The sequence below is a fragment of the Pontibacter locisalis genome, from assembly GCF_042684605.1.
Classification (GTDB): domain Bacteria; phylum Bacteroidota; class Bacteroidia; order Cytophagales; family Hymenobacteraceae; genus Pontibacter; species Pontibacter locisalis.
Window position 1 is genome coordinate 12961 of the sequence record NZ_JBHULU010000009.1, and the last position, 14514, is coordinate 27474.

Annotated in this window: 12 protein-coding genes; 5 read left to right on the plus strand and 7 right to left on the minus strand. The window is 43.2% G+C overall.

Translation table 11 applies throughout. From position 1 onward, the window contains the following. Positions 1-112: 112 nt before the first annotated feature. The 3 genes from ACFSRY_RS05730 to ACFSRY_RS05740 all read left to right on the plus strand — a co-directional run bounded on the left by ACFSRY_RS05730 (position 113) and on the right by ACFSRY_RS05740 (position 4688). On the plus strand, positions 113-1060 hold the full coding sequence (locus tag ACFSRY_RS05730) for a bile acid:sodium symporter family protein (protein WP_377504415.1): 948 nt from the start codon (positions 113-115) through the stop codon (positions 1058-1060). Between the two features lie 103 nt (positions 1061-1163). Next, positions 1164-1895: a GLPGLI family protein gene (locus tag ACFSRY_RS05735; protein ID WP_377503954.1), complete on the plus strand. Its 732-nt coding sequence runs from the start codon at positions 1164-1166 to the stop codon at positions 1893-1895. Positions 1896-1919: 24 nt separating this feature from the next. Further along, positions 1920-4688: an outer membrane beta-barrel protein gene (locus ACFSRY_RS05740; protein WP_377503956.1), complete on the plus strand. Its 2769-nt coding sequence runs from the start codon at positions 1920-1922 to the stop codon at positions 4686-4688. 74 nt (positions 4689-4762) lie between these two features. Here the strand turns inward: ACFSRY_RS05740 and ACFSRY_RS05745 are convergent, their stop codons facing one another. The 5 genes from ACFSRY_RS05745 to hemG all read right to left on the minus strand — a co-directional run bounded on the left by ACFSRY_RS05745 (position 4763) and on the right by hemG (position 9884). After that, positions 4763-5089, minus strand: coding sequence for a DUF3817 domain-containing protein (locus ACFSRY_RS05745; RefSeq protein WP_377503958.1), 327 nt, complete (start codon positions 5087-5089; stop codon positions 4763-4765). A 202-nt stretch (positions 5090-5291) separates the two neighbouring features. Beyond that, positions 5292-6383, minus strand: a complete 1092-nt coding sequence (locus ACFSRY_RS05750) for a chorismate mutase (RefSeq protein ID WP_377503960.1) — start codon at positions 6381-6383, stop codon at positions 5292-5294. A gap of 262 nt (positions 6384-6645) precedes the next feature. After that, the gene (locus ACFSRY_RS05755) at positions 6646-7620 is read right to left on the minus strand and encodes a TerC family protein (protein ID WP_377503962.1); all 975 of its coding nucleotides are present in this window, start codon (positions 7618-7620) and stop codon (positions 6646-6648) included. Between the two features lie 159 nt (positions 7621-7779). After that, a complete protein-coding gene (locus ACFSRY_RS05760; protein ID WP_377503964.1) occupies positions 7780-8520 on the minus strand; it encodes a polyprenol monophosphomannose synthase in 741 nt (246 codons plus the stop codon). A 17-nt stretch (positions 8521-8537) separates the two neighbouring features. Then, positions 8538-9884 (minus strand): protoporphyrinogen oxidase, encoded by a 1347-nt coding sequence (hemG, locus tag ACFSRY_RS05765; RefSeq protein WP_377503966.1) that lies wholly within the window; start codon positions 9882-9884, stop codon positions 8538-8540. A gap of 150 nt (positions 9885-10034) precedes the next feature. On the opposite strand from hemG, the gene ACFSRY_RS05770 reads away from it, so the two are divergent. After that, complete coding sequence (locus ACFSRY_RS05770) at positions 10035-10550, plus strand: D-glycero-alpha-D-manno-heptose-1,7-bisphosphate 7-phosphatase (RefSeq protein WP_377503968.1); 516 nt, start codon at positions 10035-10037, stop codon at positions 10548-10550. A 262-nt stretch (positions 10551-10812) separates the two neighbouring features. Further along, the gene (locus tag ACFSRY_RS05775) at positions 10813-12204 is read left to right on the plus strand and encodes a vanadium-dependent haloperoxidase (RefSeq protein WP_377503970.1); all 1392 of its coding nucleotides are present in this window, start codon (positions 10813-10815) and stop codon (positions 12202-12204) included. Positions 12205-12332: 128 nt separating this feature from the next. Here ACFSRY_RS05775 and ACFSRY_RS05780 read toward each other — a convergent pair whose 3' ends face one another. Both ACFSRY_RS05780 and ACFSRY_RS05785 read right to left on the minus strand, forming a co-directional pair. Next, positions 12333-13040 (minus strand): LytR/AlgR family response regulator transcription factor, encoded by a 708-nt coding sequence (locus ACFSRY_RS05780; protein ID WP_377503972.1) that lies wholly within the window; start codon positions 13038-13040, stop codon positions 12333-12335. Between the two features lie 23 nt (positions 13041-13063). Further along, complete coding sequence (locus ACFSRY_RS05785) at positions 13064-14110, minus strand: sensor histidine kinase (RefSeq protein ID WP_377503974.1); 1047 nt, start codon at positions 14108-14110, stop codon at positions 13064-13066. Between the last annotated feature and the right edge of the window lie 404 nt (positions 14111-14514).

Genomic DNA, 14514 nt, shown 5'->3' on the forward strand with positions numbered 1-14514 from the left:
CGACAAACAGCAAACGGTAAAAGAAGCTGGGAAAGCGGTAGGTCTTATTCCGCGCGTGGGCGCTGCAGCGGCACGTTTCGGGCTGGATTGGTTCTTGCTGGCCCTGATCCTGATGATACTGTTCGCCTACCTGTGGCCCCAGATAGGTTTGGATCGGGAGCCAATATCGCTAGGAGATGTCGCGAACTATGGTGTTTCTGCTATCTTCTTTTTTTATGGTTTGCGCCTGAGCCCGGAGAAGCTCAAAGCGGGCCTAAGCAGCTGGCGCCTTCACCTGGTGGTACAACTCAGCACATTTGTTCTTTTTCCTTTGCTGATATTATCCCTGCACCCCTTCTTTGAAGGGGGAAACAAAGAGCTACTTTGGTTAGGCACTTTCTACCTGGCTGCTTTGCCATCCACAGTGTCCTCTTCCGTTGTGATGGTCTCTATTGCTGGTGGCAATATACCGGCGGCTATCTTCAATGCCAGTATCTCTAGCCTGATGGGAATTTTTATTACCCCGCTCTGGATGGGTCTTTTCCTTACTTCCAGCACCGAAAGCTTTGATCTGGGAAGTATAATGGGCAAACTGATATTACAGGTGCTGATGCCGGTAATAGTAGGCATACTTCTGCACCGGTACTGGGGAGGCTTTGCCGAGCGAAACAAAAGCAGGCTTCGTGTTTTCGATCAGGTGATCATTTTACTCATCGTTTATACCTCCTTTAGCGAGTCGTTTGCCCGTAAAATGTTCAGCGGCTATAGTTTCATAGATATCCTTGCACTTGGAGCTGCTATGGTTGCTTTATTCTTCCTGGTGTATGGAGTTATACATGCCATCAGCAGCGTGCTGGGCTTTAACCGCGAAGACCGCATTACTGCCATCTTCTGTGGCTCCAAAAAGTCATTGGTGCATGGTACTGTCATGTCAAAGGTGCTTTTTCCTGATGCTAACATGGTAGGTATCATTCTGCTCCCCATCATGCTTTACCATGCGCTGCAGCTTTTGGCCGCCAGTGTTATCTCACAAAGTATGGCGCGTAAGGCTACTGCTGATAATGCCATAAAAGAAGGATAATCTGAACTCCTGCAAACTTTAACTTTTCTTTAACTTCTTGTTAACAGATATTAACTACTTCGCATATTCATAACCCATACTTTTACTTAAAAAAAGAAAGGTTATGAAAAGTATACTTACCATTCTCGGAGCATGGATGCTGGTTATAGTGTCCCCGTTCGCTTCAGCCCAGTCGCAGGGGGCAATTACGTTCGAAACAAAGATCAACATGCACCGCAACCTTCCCCAGGAGCGTGAAGCAATGAAGGACAGGATTCCGGAGTTCAGAACCACAAGGCAGATACTTACTTTCAATGATACTGAATCTCTTTACAAGCCATTGATCGATGAGCAGGATGACATGGCTGCAGCAGGTAACGGAGGTCAGATGGTGATAATGCGGACCCCTCAGAACCAGACATACCTCAACACTGCCGAAGCTAAGAAAGTAAGCCTTCGGGAGTTCATGGGGAAAAACTATCTTATCCATGATTCCCTGACGATCCTTCCGTGGAAGTTTGGAAATGGAACTAAGGTTATTCAAGGCTACACCTGCAGACAAGCTTTCTACACAGACGAAAAAACAAATAAGACCACCGTTGCCTGGTATACAGATCAATTAAGGCCTTCATTGGGTCCGGATAACTACAACTCGCTGCCAGGTGCTGTGCTTGAAGTTGATTTTGACAATGGGTTAAGGATAACCAAGGCTACGAAAGTTGAACTCAGGAACCTGAAGAAGAATGATCTGGTGCAGCCTGCCAAAGGAGAAAAAGTAACAGAAAAAGAATACCAGGAGCTTATTGCCGAGCAAATGAAGAAGATGGGTAATGGCAACTTTATAATCAGAAACTAATCTGCGCATATTAAAAGTAAGACTATGAAAAAGCTACTACTATTAACCTTTCTGATGATTGGTCACGCCTCCTCCGCCCAAAAATTTACGCTGAAGGGGCGTGTACTGGATAACACTGATGCCGCTTTACCGTCTGCTACGGTACTCCTTCTGCAGCCTAAAGATTCTTCACTGGTAAGCTTTGGCGCTACAGATACACAAGGTGTTTTTGAGTTGAAGAACGTAAGCAGAGCAGAATACCTGTTTAAAATCTCTTTCCTTGGCTTTGACACATACTTTAAGAAGATAGCGCCACCCACAGATTCTGACATGGTTGACCTTGGTACTATAAAACTAAAGCCGGCATCCAATGAACTGAAAGAAGTGTTGGTGGAAGGCGAGAAGAGTCCTGTGGTGATAAAAAAAGACACAATAGAGTATAATGCAGGATCTTTTAAGACGCAACCAAACGCAGCTGCAGAGGAACTGCTCAAGAAGCTGCCAGGTGTAGAGATGGATGCAGAGGGGAATTTCACAGTAAAAGGGGAGAAGGTGCAGCGGGTAACGGTTGATGGCAAAGAGTTCTTTGGCAAAGATCCCAAAATGGCAACCAAGAATCTGCCAGCCGATGCCATAGACAAAGTACAGGTATTTGACAAAAAATCTGACCAGGCCATGTTCTCAGGTATTGACGACGGAAAGCGTGAGAAAACAATAAACCTGCAGCTAAAAGAGGAGAAGCGGAACAGCGCCTTCGGTAATGTGATGGCTGGAGTAGGTACAAATGAGCGTTATCAGGCAAAAGGTAGCCTTAACCGGTTTAGCAAAGGTAAGCAACTTTCTTTTCTGGGAATGGCAAATAATGTGAATAGCCAGGGGTTTGGCTTTGATGAATACATGAACTTTAGTGGAGGAGGTGCTACTCAAATGGGCGGTGGCAGGATCATGATTACTACTAACAACACAAATGGCGTCCCTCTCAATTTCGGCGGACGAATGAATGGGATGATGGATACCCAGGCAGCAGGCCTCAACTTCAACAATCAGTTTACAAAGAAAACAGAGGCGAACGGAAGCTATTTTTTTAATAACCTGGACCAGAACATTAGCCGGGATGTAACGCGTGAGACTTTTTCGCCACGCGGCAGCTTCCTGTCTGATGAGAATACCCACCAGGAAACTTCTAACCTGAACCATCGTGGTAACTTCTCGCTGGACCAGAAAATTGATTCTCTCAACTCACTCAAGCTTACTGGTAACTTTGGCTACACAGAAACGGTGCAGAATGAGAGAGGGCAGAGCCAAACCTTTTCTCCGGAGGGGTTACTGCAAAACAAAGGTATTCGCAATGCTACAGCAACAGGAAATGTATTTAACCTGAATTCAAATCTTTTGTACCGCCACAGATTCGGAAAACCGGGAAGATATTTTTCAGCAAACATACAGTTTTCATTAAATCAAAACGATAGCAAAGGCCAGCTTGATGCGGTAAACGAATTCTTAAACAGACCCAGTAACATTTTAAAACAAGAAAGCGAGCAGGATAACAATGCCCAAACCTATGGTTTAACCTTATCTTACACAGAGCCTCTTGGTAACAGAATGTACCTGGAAACAAACTATAGCTTCAGGCAAGATTTAAATCAGGTAGATCGTGAAGTATTTGATCTGGAAAGTGAGCAGCGAGAACTGAACATGGCACTGAGCAATAAGTATAACAGCGACTTTTTATATCATAAAGCAGGACTAAACTACAAGGTCAACCGTGAGAAGTATAACCTGACAGTTGGTTCGAGTTTGCAGCAAAGCAAATTGGAAGGTGAGATGCTGCTGTTAGATACGGACGTAAAGCGTTCTTTCCAGAACGTGTTGCCTACTGCACAGTTTAACTATGACTTTGCGAATAACAGGCGCATGAACTTTAACTATGAAACTAATGTGCAGGAGCCAACAATACGTCAGTTACAGCCCATTGTAGATAACAGTAATCCCTTGAACCTATACGTTGGTAACGAGAACCTGAGACCAGCTTATATGCATAACTGGAGGCTTAACTATAGCAGCTTTGATGCTGGTACGCTCTTGAGCTTCTTTGGAATGATAACCCTGAACTATACTACTAATGCCATCACGAATGCTCAAAGCTTTGATGAGAACTTTGTGCGGACAACGCAGCCGGTAAACGTTGACGACAACACGATGGTGTCAGCCTTTGGTAACTTCAGCTTTCCGATCAAGAAGTATAACAGCCGCTTTACCTTAGGGACTAATTTACGCGAACAACACACTGTAAACGTGCAGAATGATGTGGAGAATGATATCAACATCAGAAGTGCAACAGGTAATATCCGGTATTCATACCGCCTGAAAGAGGACTTCGAGTTTAGTTTGCGTGCTGATCTGACAGCTCAGCGTACAAAGTCTGAGCAGGCTGAAATTGCGAACCAGCTCTTTTTTAACAAAACATATGCAGGTGAAGTAAACTACCGCTTCCTGAAGACTTTCAACTTTAACACAACGTTTGATTACCTGGTGTACAATAACCCAGATTCAGACTTTAACCAGAGCATCCCACTCTGGAACATGTCAATATCAAAGCAGCTTCTTAAGAACAATACCGGAGAGTTGAAGCTAGCAGCTATAAACTTACTGGACAGAAGCATGGGCGTAAACCAAACTGCTAACTCACTTTATGTTGAAAGGGAGACACTCAATTCACTGGGGCAGTACTTCATGTTAAGCTTTACCTACACCATTAACAAGCACCTGAATCCAATGGAAGCAAGATCAGGTGGCATGCGAATCTTTAGATGAGTTATTGGTTACAACAAAAAGCAAGGGGCCCATTCGTGAGAATGAGCCCCTTGCTTTTTCTGTTATAAATCAGGCTAAGCTACCTGCTTTACCGGTTTCTCCTGTGCCTTTGTCTCCTCCTGCTGCAGGAGTTTCCTGTCGAGTACAAAAGGACCGAATGGCAGGAGAGAGGCAATAACTGCTACCGCGACTTTGGCAACAGACCAGCGATGTACTAAAGTGACCTGTAGTACCGCCGCGATATATAATATAAACAAAACGCCGTGTGCCCAACCAACATATTTAACAACCTCGGGAATGCCTGCCATATATTTAAGTGGCATACCAATTCCGAGTAGTACCAGGAAAGAGATCCCTTCGTAGATGCCGATGGTGCGGAGACGGGAAATAGGTGTTTTCATAATTTGAAAAATATCTTTTTTAGATGATGCTGCTACTTAACACAGCAAAGTTATAAAACGTGCCCGGTTCATCTTCTATAAACTATAGTTTTTAACTGTCACTCCTTTATTGCCAGTTAATCCGCAGAAAGTATGGATTTATACTAAACACAAGGTTAAAATAAGCACCTGCAGGAATTAATTCCTGCAGGTGCTGTTGCTTTCATGCTTTTAAGCGATAGGTTTGAGCGTAGTGCTCCCGAACCACCTGAAATATGTTCTGCAGTAAGTTTTGGTCTACACCAGCCTGGTTTGCCTCTTTAACAAGGCTCTCCAGTACCTGGTCCCAGTTAACGCTTTGTGGAACACTTTTAACATTTGCCTTCTGATAGCTCCCTAACCTGGCAGTTACTTCAGTTCGTTTCAGCATAAGCTCCAGCATAGCATCATCAAGGCTGTCTATCTGCTGGCTGAGCTCATCTAACTCCTCAACCAGTTCATTAGTACCTGTTAACTTAACATTCGTGTGTACCGCGTTTATAAGTAAATCCAATTCCTGAGGCATTAACTGCTGCTGTGGACTACTCAAAGCTTCCGCAGGGCAGTGGTGTGCCTCAAATAATAAACCGTTAACGCCCAAGTCCACTGCTTTCTGGCTTACAGGGTATAGCAGGCTTCTTCTTCCTGCAATATGTGCTGCATCACAAAGTACAGGCAGTTCAGGAAAAAGTTGTTTCAGGTGCAGCATATGGTCCCAGCGTGGATGGTTACGGTAAATACACTGCTCATCTGCTGTAAAGCCTCTGTTAATAGCCGCTACATCTGTCAAGCCTGCTTTATAGAATCGCTCTATTGCTCCCATCCACAGGTGCAGGTCAGGGTAAACAGGGTTATTGATCAACAGAGGTGTTGCTGTGCCTTTCAGAACAGCAGCTATCTCTTCTAAAGCGAAAGGGTTTACAGTTGTTCTGCCGCTTATAATCAGCATGTCAACACCGTACTTCAGGGCCTCTTCAGCTTGTTGGGCGTTAGCTACATCGCAGGCAGTTTTCAAACCTGTTTCCTGCTTTACTTTATCCAGCCATTGCAAGCCCACAGTGCCAACACCCTCAAAGCTATTAGGGCGCGTGCGTGATTTCCAGATGCCGGCTTTGAATACTGAAATACCATTTACATTTTTCAGAAGTTGAGCTGTTTTTAGCATCTGTTCCTCACTTTCGGCACTACATGGTCCAGCGATCATCACGAGTTTGCCGTCTGCCTTTCGGAAGCTACTCTGTGGTAATTGATCGATGGTTTTTCTACTTGCTCTCATGACTACATTGATTAAAATCGGATTACTCTTTTTGCATTTGTTTTAAAATTGATTCCAAATAAAGATGTAAAACAAAAAGGGGCCCCGCTGCTTGCGGGGCCCCTTTGGTATGTTCTTGTACTTCCTGTACGCACAAAATATCTACCACCGGAGCCCCGCAGGAGGAACCTTCATAGAATTGGTAAATAGAATGGCGTAAGATAAATACATGTTTCTTTCGTTTTGAACTGTAATTAAAAGGAATAAATTTTACAATTCCAAATTATGGGTTCACTATTTTTTTGTTCTCAGGCTCATCCTTAATTGGTGGCTCCGGTAATTCTTCTGGTTTCTTTGGGAAAAGGAGGGAAGCAATAACGGAGATAGCCAGAATTGCACCAACTACCAGCAAGGCGTACCGCATGTCTATTTCCACAACATCACTTAATAAAAGTTTGGCTCCGATAAAAACCAAAATTACCGACAGTCCATAATGCAGGTAGTGGAATAGTTGCATGATTCCAGCCAGTGCAAAGTACAAAGCACGTAACCCCAATAGAGCAAAGACATTAGAAGTATAAACAATAAAAGGGTCCTTGGAAATAGCGAGAATGGCCGGAATGGAGTCTGCTGCAAAAACCACATCTGTGCTTTCAACCATGATCAGGACCAGGAAAAGCGGTGTGGCAAACCACTTCCCGTCTATTTTGGTAAAGAACTTGCCTCCTACAGGTTGCTTCGTGATCCGGATATGCTTACTAACCCAGCTTACCAGCGGATTATTCTCAGGGTGTACCTCTTCGTCGCCATGAGAGAAAGCCATTTTAATACCGGTAAACACCAGGAAAAGCCCTAAAATGTAAATGATAAAATGAAATTTAGCAATAAGCGCGACCCCTACCACAATAAATATGGCCCGGAGAACTAAAGCTCCTATAATTCCCCAGAAGAGTATTTTGTGTTGGAACTTAAGCGGAACTTTAAAGTAGCTGAAGATCATGATAAACACGAACAGGTTATCTACGCTCAGCGACTTTTCGATTAGGTAACCTGTGAGAAACTCCAATGCAGGGGCAGGTCCGCGCCAGTAATATATCAGAAGGTTAAAGCCCAGCGAGAGCAGGATCCAGAAAAGGCTCCATAGTAGCGCCTCCTTTATTTTCACCTCATGCTCTTTTCTGTGAAACACAAAGAGGTCCAGCCCTAACAGCAGGAGAACAAAAACATTAAATATGATCCAGAAAAGAATATCGTTCATAAGGGTGAAATACTCAGCGTGTTAACTTTAGCAAGTAACTCTACTATACCACTATACCTGAACCTGTAAAAGTAGTTCAAAATAGCATTTGTTCTACCACTAAAGTAAAATACTTTATGCTAAACCGAAACGAGTAAAGGTCAATATTGAAGGCTGTTGCTATACCTCGTATCTGTCGAAATGGCGGAAAATGCTGTTTACTTTCATTTGCAGCACACCCATTACTGCTTCTTTAAAAATACCCGACGACATTTTTGATACACCCTTTGTGCGGTCGGTGAAAATAATGGGCACTTCCTTTATCTTGAATCCATACTTATATGTCAGGAACTTCATCTCGATCTGAAAAGCGTAACCTACAAAACGGATCTTGTTCAGCTGGATTGTCTCCAGTACTTTGCGGCGGTAGCACTTAAAGCCGGCTGTTGTATCCTGAATGGGCATACCTGTAATCACCCGCACATAGTGGCTGGCAAAATAAGACATCAGTACACGGCTCATCGGCCAGTTTACTACATTTACCCCCTTTATGTAGCGGCTTCCTATAGCCATGTCGTAGCCTTCCTTGGCACAAGCGTTATAAAGGCGTAAAAGATCCTCAGGATTGTGTGAGAAATCAGCATCCATCTCAAAAATGTATTCATAATTGTGACGGAGCGCATACTTAAAACCGTGTATATAAGCGGTGCCAAGTCCTAGTTTTCCGGAGCGGGTCTCGAGGTGAAGGCGGTTAGAATACTCTAACTGCAGGTCGCGCACGATGTCGGCGGTGCCATCCGGTGATCCATCGTCGATGATCAGGAGATCAAACGGGTGGCTCAGCGACATCACCCTCCTAACCATTGCCTCAATATTTTCCCTTTCGTTATAGGTTGGGATGATGACAAGTGCGTCTTTCATGGCCCAAATATAGTTAATCAGCTATTCAAGACTAGGGGCCTCTTTAAATTAATTTTGTAAGCGAGCTCTTTTGCATGTCGGATACATGCCGTTACAGAAACACCAGCTTGCCAGTTTGCCGAGATAAACATTCCATCCTGCTCCAGCTCTTTTGCCATGTTATGGGCATCCTCTATGTACAGATCATACTGCGGAATAGAATGCTCCCAGAGGTGTGCATACTGGAAAATTGGCTTCTCAGCTTTGATGTCATAAAGATGACTTAATTCATTGTGCACGCGTCGCATTAGCTGTGAACGCTCCGTCAGGGCGTTCTGCGCATACTGGGTGCCCCCTACAAAAGTAGTGAGGAGTACCTCGTGCGGTCTGCACCGTCCGTCGAAAACGGAGCTGGTCCAGAAAGAGCCTGCCGCAAAGGTATTCTCTACCTTGGGGTGCAGTGCCCCAAAACCGTTTAAAGGATGTCCCACCTCATGGCGGTTGTACACGGAGTATACCATGGCAAGTGGCGGGTAGTTGATGTTCTGTAGTGCTGCAGCCATACCAGGAAAGGTAAAGTGCATCAGGTCTGCTGCCTGGTGAGCAGGTAAAGCCAGTACTACCATGTCATATTCTTCTGTGTCATGGTCGCCGGAGGAGGCGCAGGAGATAACATACTTCCCCTGGCTACGGGTAATTATTTCTACGCGGTGCTCCGTGTGCAGCGATACAAGTTTACCGGCAATGGCATTAGGTAACGTACCGATACCTTCTACAAACGAAAAAACATCATTAGCACCCAAACCATCTTTCTGATGTACCAGGCCTTTTAAAACAGACCCATACTCGGCTTCCATTGCTTTTAGGTGCGGCATTGCTTTATTAATGAGCAATTTTTCGGGGTCTCCGGCAAAAATGCCTGTGATGAATGGGTTAACCGCATATTCCAGAATACCTTTTCCAAACCGGCGCTCAAAGAATTGAGCTACCGTTTCATAATCAATGTCAGCGGGCGGTACGTCTTTCTCCTGTAGCAGGCGGTACTTTGTTTTCCAGGAGAAGAAATTGTTAGATAACAGGGAGAAAGGTGAGGTTGGTAATTTATGGTAGCTGCCATCACGGAGTATGTACTGATGATCTTTTGCCGGGGCAGCAGCCATCACCTCTTTTTCCAGCTTTAGTTCTCGTACCAGGTCCTGTAGTTCCCGGGAATACTGAAGCGAGTTTGGCCCCAGTTCCAGCAGGTAACCACCTATTTTCAGAGTCCGCAAAGCACCACCCACCTGAGAACTGGCCTCAAACAAGTCATAAGCTACTCCCAGTTTCTGGAGGTAATACGCTAAAGCCAAACCCGAAATGCCTGCACCTATAATTGCAACTCTCATACGCTTACCTCTCACAAACTAATAGAACCTGTGGCTTGGGTCTATTTATATAAACAGCTTTTTTGTACATCTGTTACGCTCTTACCTAAAAAGGTAGTGCTCTTCCAACGAAGTTTTGTTTAATTTAGCGCCCTCACTATTATTTAACTTATGCAAAAGCAGAAATGCGTTTTCCTGGACCGCGACGGCGTACTTAACCGCGAAAGGGGTGACTATACCTATAAGTTGGATGAGTTCGAAGTACTGCCAAGGGTGCCGGAGGCGCTGGCGCTGCTGAAGAAGAACGAGTTTCTGCTGATCGTGGTTACAAACCAGGCAGGCATCGCTAAAAAATTGTACAGAAAAGAAGATGTTTTAGCCTGTCATGAGAAGCTGCAGGGCACTTGTAGCTCATTAATTGATGCAATTTACTATGCCCCTGGCCATCCTTCCTTTTCTGAGTCCCTATCCCGAAAGCCAGACAGCCTCATGCTGGAGCGAGCCATTGCCAAGTATAATATAGACCCCGCCCAAAGCTGGATGGTTGGCGACTCGGAACGTGACTTACATGCTGCTGACAAAGTAGGAGTGCGATCTATACTTGTGGGGGAGAAGTATAGGCCGGATTTACATGATTACCAGGCAAAAGATTTGTGGGAAGCAGCGCAGGTTATACTTAAGGGGTGAATTAATTTAAATGCATGTCTTGTCTTCCCTTCCCTTCCATGCAAGACGACCAATTCACGACCAGTTATTACTTTGAGGGTTGTATATAATTAATGGTAGAAACATCACTTGTTAAGCTTGCTATAAGTTTTTCTCAACCTCAGATCAATGCTTTTATCTACCTAAAATGATTATATAACTCTTAGAAATTGCCATTTATCTACAATAAAAACTTCACTTTGTTTATCATGTTATATTTGGTTAAATCAAATTAATCAAAGCCATGAAAACAAAATTTAAACTTTTATGGGGGCTACTACTACTTGTAAGTATGGGCTCATGTCAAAAGGACGAACTTGAGTTCTTAAATCCCAAATTATCAAACTCAGCCGATGTTAAAGGTGTCCAAAACTTTAATAACGGTATGATTAACTCGTACAGCAGTGAGGTTGTACTTCAGTGGAACGAGTTTTTAAGCCAAGCTATAGACACTAAAATGCCACTGCCAGCAGAAGCAAAGGTCTATGCCATGGTCACGTTGGCGATGCACGATGCTTTAAACAATGTAGTGCCCAAATACGAAACCTACGCACTTGACAATTCAGGAGTCGATGCCGGGGATATTTCAAAAAAGAACATTCATGCTATTGCCGATGCTGCCGTTTCGCAGGCAGCGAGGGATATGATTGCCCAGCTTGCTTCTGGGTCCACAGCTGCTGCCGATGAAAGGTTAAATGAGGTTCTTGCAAGCATTGAGGATTCAGACCTCAAAACCCGGGGTATTAGTATTGGCAAAGCCGCAGCAGCAGCCGTACTGACCAAAAGAGCGAATGATTTTCCGCTGCGCTTTGTAACATACATTGGAGGTACTGCACCGGGAGAATATCGAGTTGATTACATGCCCTTCGTGGTTGCTAACCCACCAGTATGGCCTGCGAATGCGGCATACGCTCCAAATATGGGTGAACTTACTCCATTTGGTATACGATCCTCAGATCAGTTCAGGGATGAAGCTCCTCATCCTTTAAGCTCCAATGAATACCTAGCTGATTATAATGAGGTCAAATCCCTTGGCTGTGACGCATGTCCCTTAAGAACTGAGGAACAAACAGAAATTGGTGCCTTCTGGATTGAGAGTAATGCAAGTTCTATGAACAGAATGGCCAGGACTTTAATTGAGGATAGAAAACTGGATGGCTGGGAAGCTGCAAGGTTACTAGGGCTTGTTGAAATGGCAGTGGTTGACGCCTATATAGCCTCTTTTGAGGGAAAAGCCTACTACAAGTTCTGGAGACCTGTTACAGCTATAAGAGCCGGGGACTCTGACGGGGTTGATGCTACCGTGGGGGATGTAACCTGGACATCAAGTTTCTTCACTCCACCAACAGCAGAGTTCCCTTCCACGCACGCTTATGCCGGAGGTGCTGCTGCAGCGGTTTTTAAATCCTTTTTTAAATCTGACCATATTAACATGAATGTTACCAGCCCCTACTATCTTCCTGGAGTTGAACGCCACCTTAGCAGTTTCTCGCAAATGGGCCATGAGAATGCTATATCCAGGATCTATATAGGCTATCATTTTAGACATGCTGTAGTAGTTGGTGAAAGACAAGGCAGAGAGCTTGGAGATTATGTTTTCGAGAACAATTTAAGGGAGCTTAAAAAGGTTCTATAAGTTTCAGCGGACTTTTCATAAATAGTCCGGTTCCCAAAGGCCGGACTATTTATACTTGGAATTACCATCAAATCTAAAAAAGGCGTTAAAATGTAATTTAATTATTGCCCTTTACTATTTCTAGTTGGTCATCTTTCGGCCATACCACTAGGTAAGTCCGATTTATTAGGAGTCAATTTCAAAAAGATATTGGTGAAACTCTTACCAATAGGAAGTTCATTTCTACCAATTTCGACATCAGTTTTAGTGAAGGCCGTGATTTTATTGATAGAAACGATGAAGGACCTATGAATCCTTAGAAACTGGTTGCTAGGTAACATGCCTTCCACATGGTTTAAAGTAATCTTAACTCTAAGCTCGGGTGCATTATCCATATGGATAATCACATAATCCTTAAAACTCTCGATATACTGAATTTCATTCAGGAAGACTTTTATCATCTTTCTATCAGCCCTGAAATAAACAAAGCTGACGGTGGAAGCAGGGGATTCAGGTAGAGGATGATTAATTTGTAAAACTTTATTGACCGCTTTTAAAAATCTTTCAAAAGAGATTGGCTTAAGCAAATAATCAACTGCATCAAGTTCAAAGGCTTCAATGGCAAAATCTTTATAAGCCGTTGTGAAAATTACTTTTGGTGGATGAGGTAATGTTTTTAACATCTCTGTCCCAATTAGCTTGGGCATATGAATGTCCAGGAAGATCAAGTCAATTCTCTCCTTTGTAAGCAGGTCCAAGGCTTCAAAGGCATTTTTACACGAGCCAGAAATATCCAGTTGCGGAACCGAATCGATATATTTTTTCAGAATCTTTATTGCCGGGGGTTCATCATCCACAATAATACATTTGCAAGCCATAATTAAATGATTTTGGATAATTGTAAACGGTCTCTATACTGCTCTTCCAGCAATTCCAACTGAAGCTCAAGGTTTACCACATAAACTTCCTCCATCTTTTGGGTATGCAGCTTATACTTTCCCTGATACAAAATTTCGAGTCTTTTCATTACATTTTCCAGCCCAAGCCCACCAGGCGCGGCCAGTTCTTTATCGCTTGCCGGGTCTATACTGTTAACAAGCTTAAAGCTCATATATGAGCCATTCATTGCCAGATCAAAGCTTATCCAACATTGATCAATCTGTTTACTTGTTCCATGTTTGAATGCATTTTCTAGAAAAGGGAGCAGTAAAAGGGGGGCTATCTGAAATTTTTCGATATCTCCGGTAATACTTACAGACATATCCAGCCTATCTCCATAGCGCAATTTTTCCAGAGAAATATAATTCTTCAACAGGTCGATTTCTTTTGCCAAAGAGATTCTCGGAGAGTTGCTTTCATAGATCATAAACCTTAGCAAATCAGAAAGCTTTAAAACGATCTCAGGTGATTTCGGGGAAAATTCAAGGGTATGTGAGTACAGGTTATTTAATGTATTGAATAAAAAGTGGGGATGGAGCTGTGCCTTCAATAATTTGAGTTCAGCAACTGTTCTTTGCTTCTCAGCCTCGAGCGTTTGCTTTCTTTGGATATACCAGAATTTTAGGAGTTTGATAGAGGTAGCAATACCACCAATATGAATGAACGGCAGGATATTTCTCCCCACTGAAAAACTTGCGCCCTGAAGTCGTGGGTCTGAGGTAAGTGACAGTTGAGCCACAACAGTATAGATTCCGCAAAGGATAACTAAGATGACTATACCCAAAAAGAATTGCCAGTACTTTCTATGTAAGAGGAACGTTGGAACCAAAAAATAAAGCAGGCTGTAGACCATAATTAAATGGCCTGGAAGGAAAAACACTGCATTGTAGATGGATTTCATTGGTTCGACACCCAGACCAAATCCCCATGCAAAATATAAAACGACGAATATCCAAAAGAGAATATGCAGAGTTATTGTTTTAAGCATTTTACCTGCTTTTCATATTTAGGCTATACTTTTAAATCATTTCGAATCAATAAAACTAGTATGGGAAGTAATTTAAATAGGAATTAGCGTCCTGTTAAGAATAAATTAAACTTATCAGAGTGTGTAATTCTAATTGTATAAAAATAATACGTATCTGGACTTAGAATTGATTATTGTTTTTTTTTAGTACTCTAGTTAAAAATTATTCAATAAACCTGTAGCGTAATAGGCTTAGAATCAAATTACTTAAAGTCTGTTTGTATCTATATGCCTGAGTGCATAAATGCTAAAAAAGAAATTCTATGTAACTATTAATGAGTAGCTTTGTTACGTGAAGCCCACCGGACTTTCTGCAGCGCCTGCCACAGCCACCTATTAACTTTACAGGATATGCAACAAGTCTA